At 73.3% G+C, this 9,775-nt stretch carries 11 protein-coding genes; 4 read left to right on the top strand and 7 right to left on the bottom strand.

Annotated elements, in window-relative coordinates; translation table 11 throughout:
- Positions 1–55 precede the first annotated feature (55 nt).
- Together E1281_RS42260 and E1281_RS32440 are read right to left on the bottom strand one after the other, a co-directional pair.
- Entirely contained in the window at positions 56–304 is a 249-nt protein-coding gene (locus tag E1281_RS42260; RefSeq protein WP_243717652.1) for an FAD-dependent oxidoreductase, read from the bottom strand.
- The gene (locus tag E1281_RS32440) at positions 223–966 is read right to left on the bottom strand and encodes an NAD(P)/FAD-dependent oxidoreductase (protein ID WP_243717651.1); all 744 of its coding nucleotides are present in this window, start codon (positions 964–966) and stop codon (positions 223–225) included. The genes E1281_RS42260 and E1281_RS32440 overlap by 82 nt, the downstream gene beginning before the upstream one ends.
- Before the next feature lie 64 nt (positions 967–1,030).
- Between E1281_RS32440 and E1281_RS32435 the strand changes: the two genes are divergently transcribed.
- Together E1281_RS32435 and E1281_RS32430 are read left to right on the top strand one after the other, a co-directional pair.
- Complete coding sequence (locus E1281_RS32435; RefSeq protein WP_131883530.1) at positions 1,031–1,603, top strand: XRE family transcriptional regulator; 573 nt, start codon at positions 1,031–1,033, stop codon at positions 1,601–1,603.
- A gap of 16 nt (positions 1,604–1,619) precedes the next feature.
- On the top strand, positions 1,620–2,927 hold the full coding sequence (locus E1281_RS32430; protein WP_243717650.1) for an MFS transporter: 1,308 nt from the start codon (positions 1,620–1,622) through the stop codon (positions 2,925–2,927).
- Here the strand turns inward: E1281_RS32430 and E1281_RS32425 are convergent.
- The 4 genes from E1281_RS32425 to E1281_RS32410 all read right to left on the bottom strand — a co-directional run bounded on the left by E1281_RS32425 (position 2,887) and on the right by E1281_RS32410 (position 7,351).
- A complete protein-coding gene (locus E1281_RS32425) occupies positions 2,887–3,507 on the bottom strand; it encodes a hypothetical protein (RefSeq protein ID WP_131883529.1) in 621 nt (206 codons plus the stop codon). The genes E1281_RS32430 and E1281_RS32425 overlap by 41 nt on opposite strands.
- Complete coding sequence (locus E1281_RS32420) at positions 3,504–4,784, bottom strand: hypothetical protein (protein WP_131883528.1); 1,281 nt, start codon at positions 4,782–4,784, stop codon at positions 3,504–3,506. Before E1281_RS32420 ends, E1281_RS32425 begins: the two co-directional genes overlap by 4 nt.
- A gap of 38 nt (positions 4,785–4,822) precedes the next feature.
- Complete coding sequence (gene ddaH, locus E1281_RS32415; RefSeq protein ID WP_131883527.1) at positions 4,823–5,662, bottom strand: dimethylargininase; 840 nt, start codon at positions 5,660–5,662, stop codon at positions 4,823–4,825.
- A gap of 126 nt (positions 5,663–5,788) precedes the next feature.
- Positions 5,789–7,351 (bottom strand): helix-turn-helix domain-containing protein, encoded by a 1,563-nt coding sequence (locus E1281_RS32410; protein ID WP_131883526.1) that lies wholly within the window; start codon positions 7,349–7,351, stop codon positions 5,789–5,791.
- A gap of 131 nt (positions 7,352–7,482) precedes the next feature.
- Here E1281_RS32410 and E1281_RS32405 point away from each other — a divergent pair, with 131 nt between their 5' ends.
- On the top strand, positions 7,483–8,724 hold the full coding sequence (locus E1281_RS32405) for an FAD-dependent oxidoreductase (RefSeq protein ID WP_131883525.1): 1,242 nt from the start codon (positions 7,483–7,485) through the stop codon (positions 8,722–8,724).
- Between the two features lie 132 nt (positions 8,725–8,856).
- The gene (locus E1281_RS32400) at positions 8,857–9,462 is read left to right on the top strand and encodes a hemerythrin domain-containing protein (protein ID WP_243717649.1); all 606 of its coding nucleotides are present in this window, start codon (positions 8,857–8,859) and stop codon (positions 9,460–9,462) included.
- A 63-nt stretch (positions 9,463–9,525) separates the two neighbouring features.
- Here the strand turns inward: E1281_RS32400 and E1281_RS32395 are convergent.
- A partial coding sequence (locus tag E1281_RS32395) for a DUF4190 domain-containing protein (protein WP_131883524.1) occupies positions 9,526–9,775 on the bottom strand: 250 nt, incomplete at its 5' end.

The raw sequence follows: 9,775 nt of genomic DNA, 5'->3' as shown, positions 1-9,775 counted from the left end.
ACACCCCCCGCTCAGCCGCCCACCGCCGCTCATCCACCCCGACACCGTAAACGGGTCAGGGGGCGAGCTTTTCGGCGATCTCGGCTTCGATCAGGTCGGCGTTGATCATCGCGGCGGACATCGAGCCGGCCGAGGCGGCGATGATGACCTGGCCCATCGGGTTGGTGACGTTGCCCGCCGCCCACACGCCGGGGACGCTGGTCCGGCCGGTCGCGTCGACCGTCACGAAGCCGTCCTCGCCGGTCTCGCAGCCGAGGTCGGCCAGCGGGCCGTCCTTCGCGGCGAACGTGGGCGCGACGAACACGGCGTCGCAGCCGAGGACCGAGCCGTCCGCCAGCTCGATGCCCTGAGCCGGTCGTTCTCGACGATGACGCGCCGGGCTTCGCTTTCCACGACGCGGACCCCGCGCGCGTCCAGGCGGGCCGCGTCCTCGCCTTCAGGGGCCTTGGACGTAAGCAACGTCACGTCCGGCGACCACTGGGTGAGGAGCGTCACCTGGTGCAGCGACTGCGGGGAACTCGCCAGCACCACGATCCGCTCGTCGCGGACCTCCCATCCGTGGCAGTACGGGCACATCTGGACCTCGCGGCCCCACCTCTCCTGGAGGCCGGGGACGTCCGGCAGGACGTCGGTCACGCCGGTGGTGACCAGCAGCCGGCGGCCCGTGAGCCGGGTGCCGTCGGCCAGCGTGACGACGAAGCCTCCGCCGTCGGCGGGCGCGGCGCGCTCGGCCCGTCCGTCGATGATCTCGCCGCCGTAGCCGCGGACCTCGGTCCGGCCGGTCTCCAGAAGCGCCCCGGGCGGCATGCCGTCGCGGGTGAAGAAGCCGTGCATGTGTTCGGCCGTCGCGTTGCGCGGCTCGCCCGTGTCCACCACGGCGACGCTGCGGCGGGCGCGGGACAGGACGAGGGCGGCGCTCAGCCCGGCGGGGCCGCCACCGATGATCAGTACGTCTCGTTCAGTCATGCCGTGAGGATGCGCGACGCCCGGCCGACTTGACAAACTTCTTTGCCGATCCTGCAATACAGGCATGGAGTCGACGGACGATGTGCTGGCCGAGGTCGGGCCCAGGCTCAGAAGGCTGCGGCAAGAGAGGAACGTCACGCTGACCGCGCTGGCGGAGGCCACCGGGATCTCGGTGAGCACGCTGTCGCGGCTGGAGTCGGGCAAGCGCCGGCCGAGCCTTGAGCTGCTGCTCCCGCTCGCGCAGGCGCACCAGGTGCCGCTGGACGAGCTGGTCGGCGCGCCGGAGGTCGGCGACCCGCGGATCCGGCCGCGCCCCCGGAAGATGCACGACATGACCGTCCTGCCGCTGACCAGGCGCCCCGGCGGCGTCCAGGCGTTCAAGATGATCGTTCCGGAGCGCCGCTGGACGCCCGAGCCGCAGACCCACGAGGGGTACGACTGGCTGTACGTGCTGAACGGCCGCCTGCGCCTCTTTCTGGCGGGCCGCGAGCTGATCCTCGAACCGGGGGAGGCCGCCGAGTTCGACACCCGGCTGCCGCACTGGTTCTCCGGCGACGGCGGGCCGGTCGAGCTGCTCAGCCTGTTCGGGCCGCAGGGGGAGCGGATGCACCTGCGGGCCAGACCCCGACAGAAGTGACATAACTTGGATATCCGTGCAGACCGCCCAACCCTCCCTCGAATCCCCGCAACGGCAGAAGGCAGCCCCCATCGCGTGGGTGCTGTGGTGCACCGGTGTCCTCGCCTACGCCGTGGCGGTCCTGCACCGGACGTCCTTCGGCGTCGTCGGCCTGGACGCCGTCAACCGCTTCGACGCCTCCGCCGGCATCCTCGCGTCCTTCACCGTCCTGCAGCTCCTCGTCTACGCGGGCCTGCAGATCCCCGTCGGGCTCCTGCTCGACCGCATCGGCCCGCGCCGGATGGTCGCGGGCGGCGCGCTGCTCATGGCCGCCGGGCAGGCGCTCATGGCCGTCTCCACCGACATCGGCACGGCCGTCGCCGCCCGCGTCATGGTCGGCGCGGGCGACGCCATGACGTTCATCAGCGTGCTCGGCATCGTCGTGACCTGGTTCCCCGCGCGGTACGTCCCGGTCGTCACGCAGCTCACCGGGCAGCTCGGCCAGTTCGGGCAGGTCCTCAGCGCGATCCCGCTGGTCGCGCTGCTGCACGGGCCCGGCTGGGGCACCGCGTTCGGGTCGGCCGCCGCGCTCGGCGTCCTCATCGCCGTGCTCGCCTTCGCCGTCCTGCGGAGCGGTCCCGGTCACGCCGACGTCCCGACCCTGCGCGAGACGGGCGTCAACCTCGTGGCGGCCTGGCGCCACCCCGGCACCCGCCTCGGCCTGTGGACGCACTTCGTCACCCAGTTCCCCTCCCACACGTTCGCGCTGATGTGGGGCTACCCGTACCTGGTGACGGGGCAGGGCATGCGGCCCGCGGCGGCGTCCACGCTGCTGACCCTGTTCGTGCTGGTCAACGTGGTGTCCGGACCCCTGATCGGACGCTTCGTCGCCCGCTACCCGCTGCGCCGCTCGTGGCTCGTGCTCGGCATCGTCGGGCTGAACATCGCGGCCTGGGCGGCCGTGCTCGCCTGGCCCCCGCCCGGCCCGCGCTGGCTGCTGGTGATCCTCGTCGTCTGCGTCTCGCTCGGCGGACCCGGCTCGATGATCGGTTTCGACTACGCCCGGACGTTCAACCCGCCCGGACGGGTCGGCACCGCGACCGGCATCGTCAACGTGGGCGGGTTCTTCGCCTCCCTCGTCACGATCCTGCTGGTCGGCCTCGTCCTGGACGCCATGTCACCGGACGGCGACTTCACGCCCGAGGCGTTCCGGGCCGCGTGGACCGTCCAGGTCGTGATCTGGGCGGTCGGCATCGCGGGCGTCCTGCGGACACGCGCACTGGCGCGCCGCCACGCCGGCATGGCTACTCGCGAGCCTCGCAGAAGCCGGCGAAGTCGTCGATGATGTCGCGGGCCGGGCCGTCGGCGCCGCGGAGCGCGACGACCGGCGCCTCCAGGCCCGGCCTGACCGTCATCAGGTCGCCGACCGCGTCGACCAGCGCCCGCACCACCTGCCGTTCGGGATGCCGCACCGCCCTGTCCACCGCCGCGGCGTAGCGCGGGTCCTCGGGCGCCGGCCTTCCGTTCGCGCAGTTCCAGACGTCGACCGCCCGCAGCCCGTTGAGCGCGCGGATCATCGGCCGCGCTCCGGCCGGCGGCAGCGCCGTCAGGACGTCCAGCAGCTCCTCCACCGCGACGGTCGGGAGCGCGCCGCGCACGACGCCGAGCGCCTCGTCCACCACGGACCCGTCCTCGCCCGCGACGCGCACGACCCGCTGCCCGAGCAGATGCACCTCGCTGTAGAGGACGAACATGCCGGTCGCCTGCCACGCCACCTGCTCCATCTCGCCGAACCCGGCCGTGCTGATCGCCGCCCGGGGCCAGCCGCGCCCGGCCGCCGCCGACTCCAGGGCGGCCCGGTCGGCGTGCTCGGCGAGCAGCACCGTGTCCTCGTGCAGCACCGTGTCCTCGTGCTCGTGGCTCACGCGTCCTCCCAGGCTCCGACGGGGTCGCCGTCCTCGTCCACCATGACCGCCGCCCCGCCGAAGTCGTCGCGGAACGCGTTGAAGGCGTCCGGGTCGGGGTCGTGGTAGAGCAGGTCCTCCAGCCGCGCCAGCTCCCCGGGATCCGTCTCGGACAGCGCGAGCTCCTGCAGCAGGAAACGGTGGCCGTACGAGTGCGCGATCATGGCGAGGTTGGCCCGCACCCCCGGGGCGGGATGCGCCGCCCACTCCCGGAGCTCCAGGCAGCGCCGCAGGTCGCCGTGCCACAGCGCGGCGAGGCAGCGCAGGCCCGCGCCGACGGCGTCCGCGTCGTCCGCGTCGTCCGGGTCGTCGAGGTTGCGCGCGAGATCGTCCTCGACGCCGAACTCCCAGCCGGCCAGCACCCCGATCACGTCCAGCGGGAGGTCCTCCGGGTACCGCTCGCCGTGCACCTCGTTGATCCGCCGCACGACCTCGCGGTGGCTCTCCGGCGACGGCCGGTACCGCACCGCCGCGCAGACGACCTCCCGCGTGTGGATCTCGACGGAGAGCTGGGACCGGGAGTGCAGCGTCCGCCAGGTCATCGACGGGACGCGCCCGAGCCGCTGCAGCCGGTGCCCGTCCCGGATCGGCGCGAGATCCAGCAGCGCCGGCGCCGTGAGCCCGCCGGGGGGCTCCTCCGGATAGGGGTCCTCCTGCCGCGCGCTGCCCCACGGCTGCGGATCGAGGAACTTCACGGTCTTCGCGTACCGGTCGAGGGCGGGGCCGTCCGCCGCGACGCGGTCGTCGTCGGCGGGGACGGCCTCCCACGGCGGGACCCCCTCCTCCACCGCCACGTACGGCACCGTGACCAGGTCCCGCAGGCCGAGGAACCCGCGGACGAACCCGGTCAGCTCCACGCGCGCCGCCGGCGGCGCGGGGAACGGCTCGCCCAGCGCCTCCCGGACGCCCGCCGCCGTCGGCTCGACCGGAACCCACAGCCACGCCGGATAGAAGCCGCCCAGCGCGCACCACAGCACGTCCGGCTCGTCCGGGTCGACGTACCAGGCCGCCGCGAGCCGCTGCCGCGTCCAGCGCCGCACGCACTCCGGCCCGGTGCCGACCAGCAGCTTGCCCTTGCGCAGCAGCTCGTCGTCGACGTCGCGGCGCTCCGGGCTCATCGCCCCGGACTCCTCGACGTGCTGCCAGGCCGGTTCCCAGTCGGCGGGATCGAGCCACACGACACCGAGCCGCTCACCGGTCAGCCCGCCCCACCAGTCCGGGATCGCGAAATCGGTCATCGGGCAAACCTAGCGGCTCTGCCCGAGATCAGGGCACGTCAGGCGCGCAGTTCGAGCGTGCAGCACTTCGGCCCGCCGCCCGCCTTCCGCAGCTCCGACAGATCCACCGGGAGCGGCTCGTACCCGCGGTCCTTCAGCGTCCCGATCAGCTCCGTAGCCTCCGCGTTGATCACCACGTTGCGCCCGTCGCACACGGCGTTGAGGCCGAGCACGGCCGCGTCCGCCTCGCTCGCGAGGATCGCCTCGGGGAACAGCCGCTCCAGCACCGCCCGGCTCCCGGACGAGAACGCCCCCGGGAAGTAGGCCACGTTGCCGCCTCCGAGCGGGAACAGCGCGGTGTCCAGGTGGTAGAACCGCGGATCGACGAGCCGGAGCGTCACGACGGGCCGCCCGAGGAACTCCTGCGCCTCCTGGTGCGCGGCGAGATCCGTCCGGAACCCCGTCCCGGCCAGGATCACGTGGTCGAGCGTGAGGAAGTCGCCCTCGCCCTCATTGGTGTGCTGCGGCTCCAGGACCTCCGCGAAACCGTTCTCCTTCAGCCACGCCGCGTACGCGGGCCCTTCCGCCTGCCGCTCCGCATGCGTGAACCGCGCGCCGTACGCGCGCCCGCCGACCACCAGCGCGCCGTTGGCCGCGAACACCATGTCGGGCAGCCCCTCGATCGGGTCGATGAGACTCACCTCGTGCCCGAGCGCCAGATAGGCGGCCCGCAGCGCCTCCCACTGCTCCACGGCCTTCCCGGCATCGGCCCCGCGCGCCGGGTCCATCCACGGGTTGATCGCGTAGGTGACGGCGAAATGCTCCGGCCGGCACATCAGGAAGTGCCGCCGCAACGCGGTCCGGGCAGTGCTCGGCTCCATCACCGGCATGACGCTCATGCGTGTCTCCAAGGAAACGTCCGAAGGGATCGACTGAGCGAAAGCCTAGAAACGATCGGCCCCCGATCCAATGCGCCAACCTTGCGTCCACCAGGCACTTCGTTGCGTCTTGGCCGGGCGTGAGCGCTATTCGTTGCGCCGGTGCCGCGGTGTCCGGAGGGCGCTGAGCTGGAGGCGGAGGGCGAGGCGGAGCCGGGGGGACGAAAGGTCCAGCGTGGTCACCTCGGCCATCCTCCGGAGGCGGTAGCGGAGGGTGTTGGGGTGGACGTCCAAAGCCTGCGCGGTGCCCTTCGGGTCGCCGTAGTGGTCGAGCCAGGCGGCGAGGGTCGGGAGGAACGCCGTGCCGTGGGTCTCGTCGTGCGCTTTCAACACGGGGAGCGGGCCGCCGAGCAGGCCGGTGTCGGTGCGGGTCGCCTTTCTGGCGCGTTCGACTATCACCGCGTCCCAGGCGTCCTCCAGGAGGGTCAAACCTGGGGTGAGGTGGCCGGATGTGACGAGTGCGTCCAGTTCGGCGGCCTCGGCGCGGGAGCGGGGGAGGTCGGTGTGGGAGTGCGCGGTGCCGCCCGCCGCCGCGTAAAGGGTGCGGTCGTGGTCGCGGACGCGGGTCAGGACGTGGCGGAGCCAGGGCAGCGAGCCGGGGTCGTCGTCGCGCGGGGGCCGCTCGGTGAGTACGGCGAAGAGGGTGCCGTCGACGTCGGTGAGAAGGGGACGGTGCCAGCCGAAGCGCTGCGTGATCGCGTCCCAGAGGTCGAGCCGCTGCCGGACGTCCCCGGCCTCGTCGGTGCCGCCGAGGGCGACCACGCGCCACGGCGGGGCGGGGGCGGCGACGCGGGTGCCGTCCCGCAGCGCGGTGCGCAGCTGGTCGGCCGACACCCGGCGGGCGACGCCGGCCTCGGCGCGCAGGCGCAGCAGGTGCAGGGCCAGGACGGCCGCCAGGTCGGTGAGCCGCCGGACGCGGTCCCCGGAGACCGGCGTCCTCGCCACCACCCAGATCGAGCCGAGCCATTCGCCGCCCGCCCGGACCGGGATGACGAGGCGGGGCAGCATCCCGTCCGGCCCCTCGGGGACGAACACCGGCTCGCTCGACCGGGCCAGCCTGCGGAAGACGCCGGACGCGCGGAGATGGTCGATGACCTGCGCCGGGACGCGGCGTCCCACGATCGTCGAGACGCGGGCCGGGTCGGTGGTGTCCTGGCGTCCCGAGTAGGCGAGGACGCGCGATCGGGCGTCCTCAAGGGTGACCGGGGCGTCGGCGATCTCGGCGGCCGTGTCGGCGAGGGCGTACAGGTCGTTGTGGACGCCGGGGGCGCCGGGCGGGTCCGGCAGCGGCGCGTAGGCGCGGTCGATGGCGCCGCGGACGAGCCAGACGACGTGCGTCCAGGAGGTGTCCGGCCGGAGTTCGACGAGCGCCGGCCTCAGCGGGCGCGCGGCGGCGATGACCTCGGGATCGTCGGCCAGGGGGGCTTTCAGGACGACGCCGTCCGCGCCCGCCGCGTCGGCCCGTTCGAGGAGCGCCACGGCGTCGGCCGGGCCGGTCACGCCGACGCCGAGGACGAGCTCGCCCGGCTGCCCGGCCGCCTCGCCCGGCTCGGCGAGCACGACGTCGTGCACCTGCGCGCCGTGGCCGTTCTCGACCATGCGCAGCAGGCCGGGGCCGAGGGACTCGACGAGATCGGTCAAGCTGATCATCCCGCCCCCTCGTGTCGAGGTTTGTGCTCTTCACACTATGTGACCCGTCGCGATTGGCCGGACACGACAGAGACGGCCGTCACATGCCGGGTCAACATGGAGGTGACACCGATGCCAAGGAGATGAAGGGCATGGCTTCCGACACGCGTCGCGTCGCAGTCGTGGGGGCCGGGATGGTCGGTCTGTCCACGGCCTGGTTCCTGCAGGAGCACGGCGCCGACGTCACCGTATTCGACCGGGACGACGTGGCGTCCGGAGCGTCCTGGGGCAACGCCGGGTGGCTGACCCCCGGCCTGGCGACCCCGCTGCCCGAGCCCGCCGTCCTCTCCTACGGCATCCGGGCGGTGCTCAGCCCGTCGTCGCCGGTCTACGTCCCGCCGAGCGCCAGCCCGCGCCTGCTCAGGTTCCTCGCGGGCTTCGCCCTGAACAGCACCGAGGCCAAGTGGCGGCGCGCGATGGAGTCCCTCGTGCCGATCAACGGCCGGGCGCTGCCGAGCTTCGACGCGCTCATCGAGGGCGGCGTCAAGGCGGAGACCAACGAGGCCGGATCGTTCCTCGCCGCGTACCGGACGGCCGAGGAGCGCACCGTACTCCTCGAAGAGATCGAGCACATCCGCGCCGCGGGCCAGAAGCTGGAGTACGAGGCCCTGAGCGGGGACGGGGCCCGCGCGGTGGAGCCCGCGCTGTCCGACGAGATCGGCGCGGCGGTCGTGCTGCGCGGCCAGCGCTTCATCAACCCCGGGCGGTTCGTGCACGCCCTCGCCGACTCCGTCCTCGACCGCGGCGGCAAGATCCGCACGGGCGAGGCGGTCACCGGCATCCGCGACGAACCCGGCGGCGTCTCCGTCCGCGCCGGCGACGACGCGTCGTTCGACACGGTCCTGATCGCGAGCGGCGTGTGGCTCGGCGACCTCGCCCGGCGGTTCGGCGTCCGCGCCCTCGTCCAGGCGGGCCGCGGCTACAGCTTCAGCGTGCCGATGGACCGCGTCCCGGACGCCCCGGTGTACCTCCCGTCCCAGCGGGTGGCCTGCACGCCGCTGGGCGACCGGCTCCGCGTCGCCGGGATGATGGAGTTCCGCCGCCCGGACGCGCCGCTCGACCCGCGCCGGGTGAGGGCGATCGTCGAGGCCGCCCGCCCGCTGCTGCGCGGCGCCGACCTGGACGCGCGCCAGGACGAGTGGGTCGGCTCGCGCCCCTGCACCCGCGACGGCCTGCCCCTGATCGGCGCCACCCGCTCACCGCGCGTCTTCGCCGCGGGCGGCCACGGCATGTGGGGCATCACGCTCGGCCCGGCCACCGGACGCCTCCTCGCCGACCAGATCATCACCGGCGACCGTCCACCGGAGCTGGCCCCGTTCAGCCCCCTCCGCTGACGACCTGGGGGTTCGGGCGAGCGCCTCCTGAGTCCGCCTCACCCGCCCCGCCCCGGCGTCGGCGACACGCACCCGTCACATCTCCTCCTCCCACTTCGTCAGTGCGGTGAACACACTGGAGAAGGAGAGACCGTGAACCACGACTGGACCGCGATGTACGCGATGCACGACGCCTTGCGCAGGGAACTGGAGCAACTTGCCAAGCTCACCGCCAGGACCGACGACGACCCCCGCCGCCTCCTGGCCTCGGCCGTCGGCTGGGAGCTGTTCAAGAAGGCCCTGCACATCCACCACACCGCCGAGGATCAGGCGCTCTGGCCGCCCCTGCGCGAAACCCTCGCGGCCCGTCCCGACGACCTGGCCCTCCTGGACGCGATGGAGGCCGAGCACGCCACCATCGACCCGCTCATCGACGCCATCGACCACGGCTCGGAACCCCTCGGCGACCTGGTGGAATCCCTGAGGACGAACCTCACCGCCCACCTGAGGCACGAGGAGGACGAGGCCATCCCCCTGATGGACGCGACCATCACCGCCGAGCAACTCCAGAATTTCGGCGGACTCCACGCGGCCGGCATCGGCCCCGACGCCCCGCGCATCTTCCCCTGGCTGCTGGACGGCGCACCCGGGGAAACCGTCACGACGATGCTGGCACCCCTGCCCGAGCCGGTCCGCGCCGCCTTCGAGACCGACTGGCGCCCCGCCTACACCACCCTGACCCGCTGGCCGACCACCTGACCCCGGGGGAGCGTGCCCAACCAGCGGGCACGCTCCCGCGTCTCCGGGACGCCTCTCTCCGAGCTAGAACAGTGTGTTGACGAACGTGGCCACACTGTCGGGGTCGGCGGAAACCGCGAGGAGCACGACCAGCCAGAAGGCGGTGAACGCCCAAGCGACGAGGACTCCGGCCAGCGCCAGGCCGCGGTCGCCCCCGCCGGCCCTGCCGGCCCGGACGTAGGAGACATGGCCGAGGACGACCCCGACGATCGACGTGAGCCCGCAGGTCAGCAACCCCAGCGGACCCAGGATCAAGGCCGCCGCGGCCGTGCGC

Source organism: Actinomadura sp. KC345 (assembly GCF_004348515.1).
In the GTDB taxonomy this organism is placed as follows: Bacteria; Actinomycetota; Actinomycetes; order Streptosporangiales; family Streptosporangiaceae; genus Spirillospora.
This window is presented reverse-complemented; position numbering and strand designations above follow the sequence as displayed.

What these genes read in the sequence shown, in the direction of transcription:
- ddaH (WP_131883527.1), bottom strand. Translation starts at nt 5,662, where the DNA reads ATGAGCGTCATGCCGGTGATGGAGCCGAGCACTGCCCGGACCGCGTTG.
- E1281_RS32420 (WP_131883528.1), bottom strand. Translation starts at nt 4,784, where the DNA reads ATGACCGATTTCGCGATCCCGGACTGGTGGGGCGGGCTGACCGGTGAG.
- E1281_RS32435 (WP_131883530.1), top strand. Translation starts at nt 1,031, where the DNA reads ATGGAGTCGACGGACGATGTGCTGGCCGAGGTCGGGCCCAGGCTCAGA.
- E1281_RS32410 (WP_131883526.1), bottom strand. Translation starts at nt 7,351, where the DNA reads ATGATCAGCTTGACCGATCTCGTCGAGTCCCTCGGCCCCGGCCTGCTG.
- E1281_RS32405 (WP_131883525.1), top strand. Translation starts at nt 7,483, where the DNA reads ATGGCTTCCGACACGCGTCGCGTCGCAGTCGTGGGGGCCGGGATGGTC.
- E1281_RS32440 (WP_243717651.1), bottom strand. Translation starts at nt 966, where the DNA reads ATGACTGAACGAGACGTACTGATCATCGGTGGCGGCCCCGCCGGGCTG.